Genomic DNA, 17,095 nt, shown 5'->3' on the forward strand with positions numbered 1-17,095 from the left:
GATAGGGGGGCGTCTCGCGACGCCACCCACCGGGTCGCCGGAGGCAGTCACCCGCCTCCGGTCGGGTAGGATCGAGGCGCGGACCGGGCTTCGCATGATGCCGACGTTTCCTCGATCCCCCCTATCATTCCGTACGGCGGGTTTTCCCCGATACGGCTGGAAGGCTGGCTTTCAGATGGGGCCTTCCCGGCTTCCACGCGAGCTTAAGTCTGCTCCCAACATCCGCGGCGCGTCGGCCAGTTTGCATCCACCCTTCGTACACCTCGTGGTCAAACAGTTATCCCGCACAGTGTCGGGTCGTTGACTCGATCGTGCACCGCCATGAAGTGGGGTTACCACTTCCCCAGGGGTCCTCGCTATTGCTCGAGTTATGTTGTCTCGAGCCGTCATCACTTAATCGACCCCATCCGCCCCACTCGTGGGCACATCGCGATTTCACCGCACGGCGGCTTATACGCGATGTCTTCGCTGTGCGGGAGCGCCTAAGCGACCCGCGAGTGGTTCCGAGCTTTCGCTACTCATTCCTTCCTGACATGCCGCCCTCTCCGACCCCGGGGAGTTCAGACATCGTATCGTCCAAATTAACGATGCCGACATGGTCTTCGCCATGGGAACACTGGCTCGACACTCCCGATACCTCCACAATCCGTTTCACGTGGTCGTTCATTTCGGGGCTGCACTGATTCACAACTGCTACGGCCTATCAGGTTGCTCGCCTCCCTAGGCGGATCTGACCGGAATAGGCTTCCAGCCACAGGAGGCTTTTACTTCCAGGCTTTCGACGGAGCGGTCACCCTTACCGTCGCTGGATATGACTACGACATCGATTGGACTCCTATGTCGGCGGGACTTACACCCGCTGGAATGGTAGCTAGCTTCGCTGCACGCTCCCACAGAACGTGGCGTGCGGATTTACCGCACCACGCTCTTCGGCAGGTGGTTCACAGCACTGCAAGCGCCTGCAGCTTCCCGTAAGGAAGACGCAGTTTAGGTTTCAGCAACGGTATCCGTTCTTTGATTTGGTTGAAGACGTCCCAAGTGAGGCGTCGGCCTGCCCAGCTACGGCTGCGCAGCATTTTGCGCCAGTAACGTTCCACGACCTGATAGACTTTTACGAGACTCCGGAGATTTCCGGCGACACCGTAATAGGCATAGTGGCCGCGCAGGACGATGTTGATTTCACCGGCCTGGTCACTGATTTTATAATGCCGTATTCGCCGCTTCAGCTCTTGCAGAGACAGGAGGCTGCGTTTTAGCCGAGATTTCTCGGTGCGCATCCCAACCTTGAAGTTACCTTTTCGGTTTCGCGTACAATAAAGCGTCAGACCCAGGAAGTAGATGGTTTCCGGGCGATTCCTGCCGCGTTTTCCCGCGTGTCTTTGCGCGAACCGACCAAACTCGACCAACTTGGTCTTGGTCGGTTCTAGAGTGAGGCCGAACTTCCCCAACCGGAGACGCAAGGCATCCTGTACGCGGATGGCGTCCGATCGATATTGGAAACAGATCACAAAGTCATCGATATAGCGAACCAGTCGGGCTTCGCCCCGCAACCGGCCCTTCACCACGCGTTCGAACCATAGGTCGAGAACATAATGAAGGTACACGTTGCTCAACAGCACACTAATCGATCCACCTTGCGGGGTTCCCTGCTCGCTCGGACGAACCTCTCCATCTTCCAAGACGCCCGCTTTCAACCAACGCCGGATCAAGCTGATCAGGCGCGGATCGCCGACTCGATGTTCGACAAATCGGAGCACCCAATCGTGATTGAGGCTCCCAAAGAAGTTCTTCAAATCCGCCTCCAGCACCCAGCTGATCAGGCCGCCGGAGATGACCTCAGTAAGGGTCCCCAGAGCATGATGGGCGCTGAGCTTTGGTCTGCCGCCGAACGAGCAGGGCAAGAAGTCCTGCTCGTAAATAGCGGACGGCACCTCAGCCGTGGTGCGTTGGAGCGCCCGGTCGGAGACAGTTGGAACCCCAAGGGGGCGCTTCTCCGTCTTGCCAGGCTTGGGGATATAGACCCGCCGAATGTTAGGCGCGCGATATCCCTGGCGGTGGATGGATTGGAGCACCGGCTCTATCCAGCCCTCGAAGCTCTTCTTCGCCGCCTCCACCGTCTGACCATCCACCCCGGCGGCGGATCGCTTCGGAATCTTTGATAGATTCTCCAGCACCCGGTCGCGCGTGATGTGATGGGCCAGCGAGGTGAAGCGGAGATTTGGCTCCCTTCGAGCTTTCACTGCTATCTGTTCAAGTTTCGTTTCCATGGTCAGCTGATCTTCTCTTTGAATAGAAGGCCGTAACTCCCGTTGAATGGAGCCCATGTCGCCCAAGAACAATTCAACTACCGCTGACCGCTTCCCCATGTGGCCGGCTCTCCCGTCCTCAGAGTAATATCAGTCAGTCTGACTTCCATTCGGTCGTCAGGCCTTCCTCACCTTGGCGGCTCGTCGGGCCCTACAAACTTGCGTTTGAACCGGATGGATCTCCCTTGTTCACGCTGCTTCCTTTGGTTGCATGCTGGCGGTACGAACCCCGGGAGCACCTTAGACTGCTCGCATTGGCGTGGCCTTTGGTTCCGCCTTCCCCTTTGAGAGACAGGGTCGGCTACTCCGATCACGTTCGATTTCGGGGCTATTTTCCCGTTCACTTGATTCCGGCCTACAACCTCCCTGTCTACGCTTCGCAACGGCCGTTACCGGTCGTCACGCAAGACTCGGTTCGCGGCTGCTCGCTAGGCTTTGCCGCGGCCGTCATCGCAGACGGCAGACTTCAACGCGCTTTCAAGGCGCAACTCCCACACCACCGGGCATACGGGTCCGTACCACGGCGGTTCGATCGAGTTAGGCTTGCACAGGCATATGGAGTCGGGGAAGACCAAGAGAATCGAATACGTGATTTCGTAGAGCGTGTTGAACCGCCGGGTGTCCGGACATGCGCCAGAGTCCCGTCGATGAACCGGCAGCGACCGATGCGGCGAACTTCGCGATGCCAAGGCGGCGAAGCTCTTTAAATCGGTTGTGCCCGTTCCGCCATTGTCGCCAGAGATACAGACGCAATCTCCGGCGGATCCAGGCTTCCAGGTTCGTGAGCACGCGCGGGGTCTGACAGAAACCGAAGTACCCGCGCGCGGCGTGGCAAACGTTGCCGGCTTCCATCTATCGACGCGCGGGCGCAAACCGTTCAGCGGGGGCCGGGGTCGTCGCCGTTCAGAAATTTCGTGACAGCCTCGATCTGATCTTCAGCGATCAGAGCCGGTGCATGTCCGCAGTTTTGAAACGTATGAACACTCACATTACGATTCCGGCGCATCATGTCCTTGAGAACGGCCTCAGGAAGCAAATCCGACTGTTGCCCGCGCACCACCAGAATGGGGACATTGATTGTATCCCAGTATTTCCAGAGGTCCACGCTGTAATGCCAGGGGTTGCGAAAGGCATGGGCAATGTTCGGATCGCAAAGTGACTTGAAACAGGCTCCCTTGGCACTCCAGGCGATGCTGTGCGTGGTCAGGTGCCGCCAGTGCGCGTCCTCGAGCTGCCCGAAGGGCGCCAGAATCCGCCGGAAGTAAGCTTCGGCCTGCTCGATCGTCTCGAAAGACTTTGGCGCATCGTTGAGATTTGCGCCAAGGCGCAGCAAGCCGGCCCAGGGCAGATACGGTCCGATATCGTTGACGACAATGCGGCGGATCGGGCTGTCCGGAAGCGCGGCCAGAACCATTCCGATCAACCCGCCCAGAGAGGTTCCGACCCAGTCGACCTCGGTTGAATCAAATGCAGCCATCAACACGGTCATGTCGCTGCAATACTGGGGCAAGACATAATCGCTGCTGTCCTGCAACCGATCGCTCTGCCCCCTCCCCGGCAGATCTGGACAAATGGTCCGACGCCCTGCCCCCGCGAGCGCCGCCGCGAGGTGGTCGAAGTCCCGGCCGTTTCTGGTGAGTCCATGGACGCAGAGCACCGGCCGCGCGGCGGACACTGGCCCCCAGTCGGTGAACGCAATGCGATGAAAGCTTCGCCGGGTCAGCCCACGCACCGATCCGGTTCGATCGGGAGCCATCTGTCGTCCTTCAGGCCGATCCGCGGACACTTGCGAAGTTCCACGCAGTTCAGGGGATTTCCACTCCATCGGCTTATTCGATAACAAATCGGTGGGCGTCGGCCGACGTTTCAAAAATATGCGGAGCAACGTCGCGGCGCGACAAGGCGTCGCCGAGCTTGAGGCGCATGAACGCGCTGGTAGTGTAGCGCGAGGCATGCAGGTAGCAGGTTCGCTCGACCTCGGCGGCCATGGAAAACCACTTGTCCGCCATGTGGGACGCGATGTCAGATGAATCGTAGTTGATAACAGCGGCAAACCGGCGGCCCGCACAATGGAAGACTTCGAGGATGGCGGCCCGGATAGCCTCGACGTCGGCCTCCGTATAGACACGATATCCGTCGAGACCGAGGAAGAGCGTGTTGCGGTCCGCATCGTACGACAGCCGCTCCGCCAACGGCCGGTTGAGAAGCCGGTCATCAAGCTGCATCAGCGCTTCATTGAAGAGTGAAGCATCCATGGCTTTCGGTGATCGGATAATCGGCCGAAAACCCATCAGCGCCAGAATGTCCCGCTCGATATCGATACCGGGCGCGACCTCGATCAGTTCGAGGCCATCCGGGACCAGTCTGAACACGCATCGCTCCGTCACATAAAGAACCGGCTGCTTGTTAACAGCGGCAAGCCGGCCGGAAAACGTGATCTGATCGACCTTGCTGATGAATTTTGAGGACTTTCCTTCGCTCAATATTTTTAACTGACCATCCTCGACGACCGTCTTGAGACCGCCGGTTGTGAACGTCCCCGCGAAGACGAGCCGGCGCGCATTCTGGGAGATGTTGATAAATCCGCCGGCGCCGGCAAGACGGCCATTGAACAGGCTGACGTTGACGTCGCCGCGGCCGTCGACCTGCGCCATGCCGAGGCAGGCCAGATCGAGGCCGCCGCCGTCATAGAAATCGAACATCTGGTTCTGGTCGATGATCGATTCGGCATTGATCGCCGCGCCGAAATCGAGCCCGCCCTGCGGAATACCGCCGATGATTCCGGGTTCGGCCGTCAGGGTCACAAAGTCGAACAGCTTTTCTTCCGCAGCAACGCACGCAATGCCTTCGGGCATACCGATCCCGAGATTGACCACGCCGCCCATCGGCAATTCCAGAGCACAGCGGCGTGCAATGATCTTGCGGTTATCCAGCGGCATCGGGACATTGCGATCCGCCGGCGCGCGCAACTCACCCGAAAATGCCCCGTTGTAGCCGGTGGCATAGGTCTGCACATGGTTTTCAGGCTGGGCGACGACGACGCAATCGATCAGCACGCTAGGAATCTTGACGTGACGCGGGTTGAGTGAACCGGACGCCGCGATGCGCTCGACCTGCGCAATGACAAATCCCTTGCAGTTCTTGGCGGCCGTTGCCAGCGCCAGATTGTCGAGCGTCAAAGCTTCTTTCTCCATCGAGATGTTGCCGTTGTGGTCAGCCGTGGTGCCCCTGATAATCGCCACGTTGATCGGAAACGCCTTGTAGAACAGCCAGGGTTCGCCGTCGATTTCGATCAGCCGCACCAACTCTTCGGTGGTGCGCGCATTCAGTTTACCGCCGCCATTGGCCGGATCGACGAAGGTTCCGAGCCCGACCTTGGAGAGAAGACCGGCCTTGCGTCCTGCGATCTCGCGAAACAGATGCGACACGCATCCGAGCGGCAGATTGTAGGCCTCGACATGGTTTTCGACCGCCATCCGGGCCAGCTTCGGTACCAGACCGAAATGCCCGCCGACCAGGCGCTTGATGAGACCGGGATGGGCCAGGCGATTAAGACCACGGTCTGCGCCATCCCCAGGCGCCGCTGCAAACACCAGTGAGAGATCCCGGGGCTCCCCGGTAGCAATGAAGCGACGCTCCAGCGCCCTGATGATTTCATCGGGCGTCCCCACGCCGACGAAGCCGGACGATGCGACGGTATCGCCGGAACGGATGATGGCAACCGCTTCCGCGGCATCGACGATCTTGTTACGCATCAGGTTTCGCTCACAGCGGTGACATCGCGGGCGACCAGCCAATCGGCGATGCTCTGGCTGAGTTTTCCCTGCGATTTGCTCGAAACGAACAGGCCGACATGGCCTCCAGGCAACGGGATTTCGGTATAGTCCCGGCTTCCGATCTTCGTGCCAAGCGCACGCGAGCAGTCCGGAGGGATAATGTGGTCGTCCAGTGCGAATACATTGAGGACCGGCGCCGTGATCGACTTCAGGTCGACCTGACGACCAGACAACATAAAGCTGCCATCCACCAGGCGATTCTCCTGATAGAGATCCTTCAACCACTGCTTGGCCGCTTCGCCCGGGTGATGCGGTCGATCCGCGAGCCACTTCTCCATGCGCAGGAAATTCATGAATTTGGCCTCGTCGTCGACAATATCGATGAGGTCGACATTGTATTTCGTCAGCGAGCGCATCGGCGTCATCATCGAGAACACCGAGCTCATGAATTCGCCCGGCACCACACCGTAGGTATCGACGAGATTGTCGATATCCTCGGGGTCGAGGCTGCGGGTCCAGATGTTGAGAAAGCCGTGATGAGCAGCCTTGTCCTTCACGTCGGCATGGAAATCGATCGGCGTAATGGTGATGACGAGGTTTTTCACCTTCTCCGGATGCAGCGCGGCGTAGCACGTCGTGAAGACGCCGCCTTCGCAAATGCCGAGCAACGTCACCTGATCGTGCCCGGTATCCTGAGAGATACGATCGACCGCGGCATCGATGTAGTCATCCACGTAATCGTCGATGGTGAGCCAGCGTTCGGTCCGGCCGGGCTGGCCCCAGTCGATTAGCCAGAGATCGAGCCCTTTCGAGAGCAGGCTGCGCACCAGCGAACGATCAGGCTGGAGATCGGCCATGGTGTATCGCCCGATCAAGCCGTAGGCCAGAAGCACAGGCGTCTTCGCGGTCGCTTGCGCGATCGGCTCGTAATGGAACAACTCCACCTTGTCGCGGCGCATGACGAGATGCTTCGGCGTCGTACCGATGGCGACGTCCTCGTCTTTCGTCTGCCCGAACAGCTGCGTCGCCTTAACCATTTTTTCGGTGTTGGCGGCCATGTCTCGAAAAAACCGAGCTGCCCGATCGTCCTCTGTCATAACAGGTCTCTCACTGGGTATTCGGCTGGTTTTCAGAACTGACAACGGCGTCACCTGCTCTGGCGCGCGCCGAACGGGACCCCCGCTGCTGCGCATTGACCTGATGGCTGAGCGAGCGAACCTCGCGCCGAAGCTCGGTCAATTGTCGCGTCACTTCGTCAAAATCCTTACGGCTCGGCATGCCGAACATCGCCGCCGCGGCTTCAGCGACATCATCCTGCCGGCTGCGAAGCTTCAGCCCGGACTGCAGCAGCTCCTTTTGTGCATGAAGGAAGCTCTCGCCGCGTTGATTTCGGATCAATTCCTCATTGGAGATTTCACTCCATTTCGCGAACGCTTCGCGCCACTCCGGAGCCGGCTTGCTACCGTTGTCGGTTGCTGTCGACATTGCTTCCATGAACCTCTTGGTGGCCTCGGTCCATGGCGCTGCCGTCACCGCATTGTAGCTCGCCAGCTTTTGGCGCATGTCCATCCATGCCCCGAAAACCAGCGCCATCTTGCGATCAATGTCCCACACGTCGGCCAAACGCGGTCCCTGCGCCATTTTCTCAATGGCTTCCGACATCTCGTTGCCGGCAGCGAATCCCGTCGGGTGTTCCAGCAGACGGGCGAGCATGAACGGGGCCATCGAGCTCGACCAGGCTTCCGCTATCTGCCTGGACGATTCCGAGAACGACTGCCAAAGATCAGCCCACTGCGGAGCCGCCTGGGAAGGAGCTACATTCGATTCGCTTTTTTCGTTCATCACATTCCTCGCAGGTCGACGTCGCCGGATATTGCTAAGGGCGGCCTGATCAGGCTGCCGCGCGATTTCCGAACGCTTCTGTGTAAATGGCCAAGGCGTCGTCAAAAGTGACCTCGCGCGGATTATTGACCAGAAGCCGCGTCTGCTTCATCGCATCTTCGGCAAGCTTCTTCAGATCTTTCGCAGCGATCCCCACATCAGCCAGCGACGCCGGGACTTTGCAGTCCCTGCAGATGCCGGCGATGGCATCGACGAACAAGCGCGCTTTTTGGCTGACCGACAGGCCTTCAGTCTTAGGATCGACAATCGGTGCCAGTTCAGCATAAAGCGTCTCCGCTTCCGGCAAATTGAACCGCAGCACCTGGGTAAGGACCAGTGCGTTCGATAATCCGTGTGGTACATGGAATATCGCGCCGATCGGATAGGCCAGCGCATGAACCGCGGCCACCGGCGAATTGGCGAACGCCATTCCGGCCAGCATCGATCCCAGCAGCATCTGCGACCGTGCTTCGAGGTTCGAGCCGTCCGCACAGACCGTGCGTACATTCGCCGACAGCAAAGCGAGGGCCTGCCGCGCCAGCTGATCCGACATCGGGTTCTTCCTGTGCCGGCTGGTATAGGCTTCGATCGCATGCACCATGGCGTCGATGCCGGTCGCGGCGGTGACATGGGCGGGCAAGCCGAGCGTCAGTTCCGGGTCAAGGATCGCCCAGTCAGGCAGCAATCGCGGCGAAACGACCCCCTTCTTTTCTGTTGTGGGCGTCGTGACGATCGCAATCGGCGTGACCTCCGAGCCGGTTCCGGCGGTGGTTGGCACCAGCAACAGCGGAAGACGCTCACCCTTGGCAAGACCGACACCATAGATATCATCAAGGCGGTCAGGGGTTTTTGCGAGATAGGCGACTAGCTTTGCGGTATCGAGCGCACTGCCGCCTCCGATCGAGGCGACCAGTTCGATCCCCTTGTCGCGGCAAAGCGCGACCGCCCGCTCGATGACATGCGACGGCGGATCGGCCTCCACGTCGTCGAACACGGTGAGTTCGCAACCACCGCCGACCAGACCTGCCTCTGCATTCCCGGTCAGGCCCGCGTTGCGAACACCCTTGTCGGTGACCAGCAGAACCCGTTTGGCGCCATATCCGGCCACCAGTTCCGCCAGCTTCTTTGATGCGCCGGCTTCAAACAGAATGTTCGGCGGGGCCTGGAACGTGAAGGGTTTCATCTGACATCACTCCTGATCTGATAGGACGGCAATGCTGCCAAGGCAGCAGCAAGTTGTTCGGTCACGGCATCGATCGGCTGCAGACCGTCGACGATATTGAGCAGCCCCCGTGACCGGTAGTATTCGGTAACCGGCGCGGTTTGCTCGCGATAGACATCCAGCCGGGTCTTGAAGACTTCAGGGTTATCGTCGCGGCGTACTGGCTCGCCTTTACTTGCGGCTTCCGCGGCACGGCCTCTGATGCGATCGAGCAGCGCGTCTTCATCGACCTCCAGCTCCAGCACCGCGTCGAGCTTGATACCCCTGGTGGCGAGTTCCCGGTCGAGCGCTTCGGCCTGCGCGACTGTGCGGGGAAAACCATCGAGAACGAAGCCATTCGTCGCGTCGGCATGATCGATGCGGCCAGCGACCACCGAAACCACGACATCGTCGGGCACGAGTTCGCCGCGATCCATGATGTATTTGACATGCAACCCCGAAGCCGTGCCTTCCGCGACCGCTTCGCGCAGCATGTCGCCGGTCGACAATTGCGGAATGGCGAGGCGGCTGACGATTCTCGTCGCCTGCGTGCCCTTGCCCGCCCCCGGCGGTCCCAACAAAACCAGTCTCATCAACCCTGCTCCACCTTGCGATTCTCAGTGCTTTGCGCGCGCAATGGCATCGACAATAAGTCGTCGCGCCTCGTCGCTGTCACCCCAACCGATCATCTTCACCCATTTTCCCGGCTCCAGATCCTTGTAGTGCTCGAAGAAGTGCTGGATCTGCTCGATGGTGATTTGCGGCATGTCGGCGATGCCCATCACATGTGCGTAGCGCATGGTCAGTTTCGGCATCGGCACGGCGATGATCTTCTCGTCGCCGCCGCCCTCGTCGTCCATCTTGAGCACGCCAATCGGCCGCACATTGATCACCGCGCCCGGTGCGATCGGCCGCGAATTTGCCACCAGCACGTCAATCGGATCGCCATCATCGGACAATGTGTGCGGTACGAAGCCGTAATTTCCGGGATAGCGCATCGGCGTGTAGAGGAAGCGATCGACAAACAGCGCTCCGGCTTTCTTGTTCATCTCGTATTTGATCGGTTCACCTCCGATCGGGACCTCAATGATCACATTGACGTCCTCGGGGGGATTGTCGCCAATCGAAATCGCATCGATATTCATGTCGACGCCGCCTTTTTCTGCCCGTGCCGGTTCTTGATCAGATCATCGACCACCGCCGGATCGGCCAGCGTGGAGGTGTCGCCGAGCGCATTGACTTCGTTCTCTGCAATCTTGCGCAGGATTCGGCGCATGATCTTTCCCGAACGCGTCTTGGGCAAACCTGGCGCGAACTGAATGACGTCGGGAGCCGCAATGGGGCCGATTTCCTTGCGTACCCAGGTGACGAGTTCCTTGCGCAGTTCAGGAGAAGGCTCCGTACCCGTCATCAAGGTAACGTAAGCGTAGATGCCCTGTCCCTTGATGTCGTGCGGAAAGCCGACGACGGCGGCTTCAGATACCTTTTGATGCGCGACGAGTGCGCTTTCGACCTCAGCCGTCCCCATCCGATGACCGGATACGTTGATGACATCGTCGACGCGGCCCGTGATCCAGTAATAACCGTCGGCATCGCGGCGACAGCCGTCACCCGTGAAATATTTTCCCGGATAGGTCGCAAAATAGGTCTGCATGAAGCGCTCGTGATCGCCATAGACCGTGCGCATCTGACCCGGCCAGGAATCGGCGATGACAAGATTGCCTTCGCACGCGCCGGTCAGCACGGCTCCGGCCGCGTCCACCACTTCCGGTGTCACCCCAAAAAACGGCAGGGTGGCCGAACCCGGCTTGAGGGCCGTGGCGCCGGGAAGCGGCGTGATCAGGATTCCGCCGGTCTCGGTTTGCCACCAGGTGTCGACGATCGGGCAGCGCTGATCTCCGACGACGCGGTGGTACCATTCCCACGCTTCCGGATTAATCGGCTCACCGACCGAACCGAGCAGCCGCAGCGAGGCGCGGCTGGTCTGCTTGACAGGCCCCTCGCCCGCGCCCATCAGCGAGCGGATCGCAGTCGGCGCGGTATAGAAGATATTGACTTTGTGTTTGTCGATGACCTCCCAGAACCGCGACATCGACGGGTAGTTCGGAATCCCCTCGAACATCAGGGTGGTTGCGCCATTGGCGAGCGGGCCGTAGACGATGTAGCTGTGGCCGGTGACCCAGCCGACATCGGCGGTGCACCAGTAAATATCGCCGTCGTGGTAATCGAACACGTATTGATGCGTCATCGAGGCGAAAACGAGATAGCCGCCGGTGGTATGAACGACGCCCTTCGGAGCCCCGGTTGACCCCGACGTATAGAGGATGAACAGCGGATCCTCGGCATTCATCTCGGCAGGCGGACATACGGTAGACGCCTTCTCCGTCTCGTCTTCATACCAGACGTCGCGGCCATCGACCCAGTCGACCGGGCCGCCGGTGCGCTTGACCACGATCATCGTCTTCACGCTGCCGCCGGCCTTCCTCGCGGCCTCGTCGGCATTGACCTTCGACGGCACCTTGCGTCCGCCGCGCAACCCTTCATCCGCCGTAATGACGACCTTGGATTTGCAGCCCTCGATGCGTCCGGCGAGCGCGTCTGGCGAAAAGCCGCCGAACACGATGGAATGGACGGCGCCGATCCGCGCGCAGGCCAGCATGGCGTAAGCCGCTTCCGGGATCATCGGCAGATAGATCGTGACGGTATCGCCCTTGGCGACGCCATGGCTTTTCAGGACATTTGCGAAGCGGCAGACCTGATCGTGTAGCTGCCGGTAGGTTATTTTTCTCGATTCACCGGGATCGTCGCCCTCCCAGATGATCGCCGTCCGGTCGCCACGCGTCGCCAAATGCCGGTCGATACAGTTCATCGCCACATTGGTAGTGCCGTCCTCGAACCACTTGATCGCGATCTGGCCGGGATCGAAACAGGTGCTCTTCACTTTCGTGAACGGCTTGATCCAGTCTATTCGCTTGCCATGATGCCCCCAAAACTCCTGAGGTGCCGAAACGGACAACTCATACATCTCGTTGTACTTCGCCGCATCGACATGCGCGCGCTCACCCCAGCCCGCCGGCACGGCATAGACCAATGAGCCCTCTGACGATTCCATCTAGAGCCTCCCCCTTCGCGGCAAACGTCGCAATCTGCAGGCAAGTGCCATCCCTGATACGGCGTGCATGTGGCCAGGCGCAAACAGCATTCAAAATGACAAATACCGGAACTTCCGATGTTTGCCCTGCCGTGAATCCCTACTTGTTCAGATCGACGGGGGCCGGCTTGCTCATCAAACTTCCAAGCTCCCGAAATTGTGCATTCATCTTTTCCATCTGCTCTTTCAGATGGCCTTGATAAACCGCGCCCATCTCCTGCGGATCTTTCGCCTGCAGCAGCCGTTGCGCGAATTCGAATCCTGCGACCACATTTGCTTCCGCGAATGCCACAGCCTTCTCATTCATCTCTTTGGCACTCGAGTACGAAGCCTGCACGCTGGAATCGACTTTCTCGCGCATCTTCTGCGATTCAGCCATGTATTTCGATACGGCGTCTCTCGCCTTGTCGAGCGTAGCCTGCGCCATTTCGCGCATCTTTTCCGTCTGCTCGTTCATTTTGTCGCTCATGGTGTTCTCCATTTCTGGTGCAGTTGCGATTACGTGATCGTCATCGACTAAGACTGGCTCCCAAGGCTCACGTCGCCGGTTCGGCGACCGTCTTCAGTTTCTCGCGAAGCTCATCGATCAGCACCCGGGTATTTTCGCTGTAATCGATGGGAACAACGACCAGGTGCACACCGCCGCCCTTGAAAGCCCGCTCAAGCGTCGGTATCAGATCGCCGCTGCTTTCAACCCGCGAGCCCTTTGCGCCATAACTCTCGGCGTATTTGACGAAATCCGGATTTCCGAACGTCAGGCCGAAATCGGGGAAATTATCCACGGCCTGCTTCCAGCGGATCATGCCGTAAGCCGAATCTTCCAGGATCAGCACCACGAGGTTCAGCTTGAGGCGGACCGCGGTTTCCATTTCCTGCGAATTCATCATGAACCCGCCGTCGCCACACACCGCCAATACTCGGCGGTCCGGATACAGCATCGCTGCCGCCATCGCGGACGGCAGGCCGGCCCCCATGGTCGCGAGCGCGTTATCGAGCAGCAGCGTGTTCGCTACATAAGTTCGATAGTTTCGCGCGAACCATATCTTGTACATCCCGTTATCAAGCGCGACGATGCCATCCTCGGGAATAACCCTTCTTACGTCGTGCACGATACGCTGCGGAGTGGGCGGCCAGCGATCTTCGGTGGCGCGATCGGCGATACGGGTTAAAATACTCTCGCGAAGGCTCAGCAATGCGCCGGCATTATGCAGCCGCCCCTCGACGCGGTCGGCCAGCAATTCAAGACTCGGCCCGACATCTCCCACCACCTCGCACTGCGGAAAATAAACCCGTTCGACGTTGGCCGGCGTGTAGCTGACATGGATTACCTGGGGACCCTTCGGGCCCATAATGAAGGGAGGCTTCTCGATGGTATCGTGGCCGATGGCGATGATCAGATCGGCGCGGTCCACGGCCTCGTGCACATAGTCGCGCTCGCTGAGAGCGGCTGTACCCATATACAGGTTACTACCGCCGGGGACAGTTCCCTTGCCCATCTGCGTCGTGAAGTAGGGAATTTTCGAGCGGCGCACGAAACCACCGATCCCTGCCGTGCTGCGCGGACGCGATGCCGCCGCGCCGAGCATGATCAATGGCCGCTTGGCTTTCAGGATCATCTCGGCAGCGCGGTCGAGCGCGGCGCGGTGCGCGACCGGAATTTCTATCGGATGTTGCTGGATCATAGCAATCTGTTCAGTCTCTTCACCAGCAACGTCTTCGGGTAACTCGAGCAAGACAGGACCTGGCCGCTCCTCCATCGCGATCCGAAACGCATCACGAACCAAGGTCGGGATGCTGCTCGTGCTGACGATTTGCAGCGAGAGCTTTGTAAGTGGCTTGAATGCACTGACCACGTCCACAATCTGGAATTTTGCCTGCCGGCTGCTCATGATGCCCTTTTGCCCGGTCAGCATTATCATCGGCATGGCACCGAGCAGAGCATAGGCCGCCGCCGTCGTCAGGTTCAACGCGCCCGGACCGAGCGTGGTGATGCAGACACCCGGCTTGCCAGTCAGCCGCCCGTAAGTCGCCGCCATGAAGGCCGCACCTTGCTCGTGGCGGGTGAGAATCAGCTTGATCGATGAGTTTCGTAAGCTCTCGACGACATCCAGATTCTCCTCGCCTGGAACTCCGAAGATTCGGTCGACGCCCTCATTCTCGAGCGCGGCTACCAATAAGTCTGATCCCTTCGGCATTTTGTACTCCTGATCTTCCGTTTAAACGTCGATAACTGAATTCTGTTTCGCGCGGTGGTCGGCTTAAGCCGTTCGCAGCATCTCTCTCCCTGGCGCGGTCATGACGGCAGCGCCGGAAACAAGTTCATGAGCAGCACCATACCAAGACCGACAAGCGCGACGATGGACTGGACGACTGAAATTGTCTTTGTCGCCTCGCCCATCGTCATCCCGAAGGACTCTTTCACCAGCCAGAAGCCGGCGTGATTGGCGTAGTTGAAGAACAGAGATCCCGAACCGATCGCAAGGGCCAGCAGCGGTAGATTGAGCGACGGATCGGCCGTTGCCAGTGGCGCCAGCAGTCCCGCCGCTCCGACAATGCCGACGGTGGCCGACCCCGTCGAGACCGACAGCAGCATGGCAATCAGCCAGCCGAGCAGCAACGGCGGCAACGAGAAATGCTGCGTGAGATGCACGATGGCGTCGCCTACTTTAGCCTTCACCAGAATCTGCTGAAACGCGCCGCCACCGGCAATGATCAGCAGGATTCCTGCGATCGGCTTGAGGCTGGCACCAAGAGAATCACGAAGCTTTTCGGTACTACCGCCGCGCAGGTAGACCAGGGTGATCGAGGCAAACAGGACGCCGGCGAGCATGGCAATCAGGGGATCGCCCAAAAACGCCGTGACCTTGGCGCCCCAGGAGCCCTTGAGAAGCAGCGTCTCGCCCAGGGTATTGGCAAGCATGAGGATCGCCGGCATCAGCACGGCGAGGATGCCGATCCCGATCGGGGCGCGTGTCGTCCCCGACGCACCCGCGCCCGAAGAGGTAAATTGGTCCAGCAGCCCTTGATCGGGACGCACCGACATCCGCGGCGAAATGAACCGCGCATAGATTGGACCGGCAAGGACGATCGCGGGAATCGCGGCAATGAAGCCGTAGACCATGGTCGGTCCGACACTTGTCTTCAGGGTGGCGATCGCCGTGAGCGGGCCCGGATGCGGCGGGACCATGCCGTGCAACGATGCCAATGCCGCAATTACCGGAACGCCGATCAGAACATAGGGCGAGCCTTTGACTGTGCCTTTGCTCTCCAGCTTGCGCGCGACGCTGAAGATCAGCGGCAGCAGCACGACAAGGCCGACCTCGAAAAACATCGGGATGCCGACGATAAACGCCGCAAATGCCATGGCCCAGGGCAACCTGTTGTCGGACGACCGGCTAAGGATAGAATCGGCAATCGCCTCGGTGACCCCCGAATCCGCCAGGATTTTGCCGAGCATAGCGCCCAGCGCGATGACGATTCCTACGACACCCAGGGTGCGACCCGCGCCATCCACCGTCGCTCCGGCGATCGAGCCGATATCCATCCCGGCCGCGATGCCGACGGCGAGGGAAACCACAAGCAAAGCAATCAGCGGGTGCAGCCGAATGCGGGTGACGATCAGTGTCACCAACAACGCCACACCGCCGAGCGCGGTCAGCAACAACTGGATATCGGATTCAGTCAATTCGTCGCTTTCCTTCCGCGATTCGCGTTTGCTGCCTACTGATTGATCCGACGGATAATGCTTTGCGTGAAGTCGGTTGTGGATGCCTTGCCGCCCAGATCCGGAGTGCGAATCCCGTCCTTGCGCAAAACCTGATCGATGGCTGCCCTGAGACGGTTGGCGAGTTCCGGCTGGTCGATATGCTCCAGCATCAAACCGACCGCCAGCAATAGCGCGAGCGGATTGGCGATGCCTTTGCCGGCAATATCCGGAGCCGAACCGTGCACGGCTTCGAATATCGCGGCGTCCGGCCCGATATTGGCACCAGGAGCCATACCAAGACCGCCCACCAGTCCGGCCAGTTGATCGGACAAAATGTCTCCGAACAAATTGGTGGTGACGATGACGTCGAACTGCCACGGGTTCATCACAAGCTGCATCGCCGTCGCATCGACGATGCGATCGTCCATTTTGATCCTGCCCTCGTATTTTTTTGCGACCTCGTGACCGACCTCAAGAAACACGCCGGTTAGTGCTTTGAGGACATTGGCCTTGTGAACGACGGTAACCTTCTTGCGTCCATTCTTGAGCGCGTAATCAAATGCGAACTCGATGATTTTGCGTGAACCCTCGCGCGTGTTGACGCCAGTCGAAATCGCGACCGCGTGCGGATCGTCCCCGATCGGGATGTAGTGCTCAAAGGCCACATAAAGACCGCCGAGATTCTCTCGCACCAGTACGATATCGATATCGTCGAACCGTCCTCCGGGGACCATGCTTCGAACCGGCCTCACGTTGGCGTAAAGACCGAATTCCTCGCGCAGGCGAACGTTGATCGATCGGAATCCCCCACCGACGGGCGTTGTCAGCGGACCCTTCAAGGCGAGCCGCGTGCGCCGGATGCTATCCAGCGTCGCCTGTGGCAGCGGATCATGGCTCGCCTCGATGGCCGCCAACCCGCCTTGCTGGATGTCCCATTCGAACGGGGAGCCGAGCGCGTCAAGAATATCGACCGCCGATTTTACGATCTCCGGACCGATACCGTCGCCTGGAATGAGTGTCGCGGGAAGCTTGCCGGATGTGCTCGTCATGGATGTTCTCTCGATGAAATGATCG

Annotated in this window: 14 protein-coding genes; all 14 read right to left on the bottom strand. The window is 59.5% G+C overall.

Translation table 11 applies throughout. The features are described from left to right. Positions 1-941: 941 nt before the first annotated feature. Positions 942-2,366, bottom strand: coding sequence for a group II intron reverse transcriptase/maturase (gene ltrA, locus ABSE61_RS28705; RefSeq protein ID WP_423874538.1), 1,425 nt, complete (start codon positions 2,364-2,366; stop codon positions 942-944). A 477-nt stretch (positions 2,367-2,843) separates the two neighbouring features. After that, entirely contained in the window at positions 2,844-3,158 is a 315-nt protein-coding gene (locus ABSE61_RS28710) for a group II intron maturase-specific domain-containing protein (RefSeq protein WP_423874539.1), read from the bottom strand. A 25-nt stretch (positions 3,159-3,183) separates the two neighbouring features. After that, entirely contained in the window at positions 3,184-3,981 is a 798-nt protein-coding gene (locus ABSE61_RS28715) for an alpha/beta fold hydrolase (protein WP_423874540.1), read from the bottom strand. 154 nt (positions 3,982-4,135) lie between these two features. Beyond that, the gene (locus tag ABSE61_RS28720; protein ID WP_423874541.1) at positions 4,136-6,061 is read right to left on the bottom strand and encodes an acyl CoA:acetate/3-ketoacid CoA transferase; all 1,926 of its coding nucleotides are present in this window, start codon (positions 6,059-6,061) and stop codon (positions 4,136-4,138) included. Next, positions 6,061-7,179 carry a class III poly(R)-hydroxyalkanoic acid synthase subunit PhaC gene (phaC, locus tag ABSE61_RS28725; RefSeq protein ID WP_423874542.1) on the bottom strand — a complete coding sequence of 373 codons (1,119 nt, stop codon included), beginning with the start codon at positions 7,177-7,179 and terminating at the stop codon, positions 6,061-6,063. Before phaC ends, ABSE61_RS28720 begins: the two co-directional genes overlap by 1 nt. Positions 7,180-7,189: 10 nt before the next feature. Then, entirely contained in the window at positions 7,190-7,924 is a 735-nt protein-coding gene (locus ABSE61_RS28730) for a poly(R)-hydroxyalkanoic acid synthase subunit PhaE (protein WP_423874543.1), read from the bottom strand. A 49-nt stretch (positions 7,925-7,973) separates the two neighbouring features. Continuing rightward, positions 7,974-9,146 (bottom strand): iron-containing alcohol dehydrogenase, encoded by a 1,173-nt coding sequence (locus ABSE61_RS28735; RefSeq protein ID WP_423874544.1) that lies wholly within the window; start codon positions 9,144-9,146, stop codon positions 7,974-7,976. Beyond that, complete coding sequence (locus tag ABSE61_RS28740) at positions 9,143-9,757, bottom strand: adenylate kinase (RefSeq protein ID WP_423874545.1); 615 nt, start codon at positions 9,755-9,757, stop codon at positions 9,143-9,145. The genes ABSE61_RS28735 and ABSE61_RS28740 overlap by 4 nt, the downstream gene beginning before the upstream one ends. 24 nt (positions 9,758-9,781) lie before the next feature. Beyond that, positions 9,782-10,309, bottom strand: a complete 528-nt coding sequence (gene ppa, locus ABSE61_RS28745) for an inorganic diphosphatase (protein ID WP_423874546.1) — start codon at positions 10,307-10,309, stop codon at positions 9,782-9,784. Continuing rightward, complete coding sequence (gene acs, locus ABSE61_RS28750; RefSeq protein ID WP_423874547.1) at positions 10,306-12,276, bottom strand: acetate--CoA ligase; 1,971 nt, start codon at positions 12,274-12,276, stop codon at positions 10,306-10,308. The genes ppa and acs overlap by 4 nt, the downstream gene beginning before the upstream one ends. Positions 12,277-12,415: 139 nt before the next feature. After that, complete coding sequence (locus ABSE61_RS28755; RefSeq protein WP_423874548.1) at positions 12,416-12,784, bottom strand: phasin family protein; 369 nt, start codon at positions 12,782-12,784, stop codon at positions 12,416-12,418. A gap of 67 nt (positions 12,785-12,851) precedes the next feature. Continuing rightward, entirely contained in the window at positions 12,852-14,510 is a 1,659-nt protein-coding gene (locus ABSE61_RS28760) for an acetolactate synthase large subunit (protein ID WP_423874549.1), read from the bottom strand. 98 nt (positions 14,511-14,608) lie between these two features. Further along, a complete protein-coding gene (locus tag ABSE61_RS28765) occupies positions 14,609-16,000 on the bottom strand; it encodes a GntP family permease (protein WP_423874550.1) in 1,392 nt (463 codons plus the stop codon). A 35-nt stretch (positions 16,001-16,035) separates the two neighbouring features. Next, the gene (locus tag ABSE61_RS28770) at positions 16,036-17,070 is read right to left on the bottom strand and encodes an isocitrate/isopropylmalate dehydrogenase family protein (RefSeq protein WP_423874551.1); all 1,035 of its coding nucleotides are present in this window, start codon (positions 17,068-17,070) and stop codon (positions 16,036-16,038) included. Positions 17,071-17,095 lie beyond the last annotated feature (25 nt).

It is taken from the genome of Bradyrhizobium sp. (assembly GCF_049519115.1).
Classification (GTDB): Bacteria; Pseudomonadota; Alphaproteobacteria; order Rhizobiales; family Xanthobacteraceae; genus Bradyrhizobium.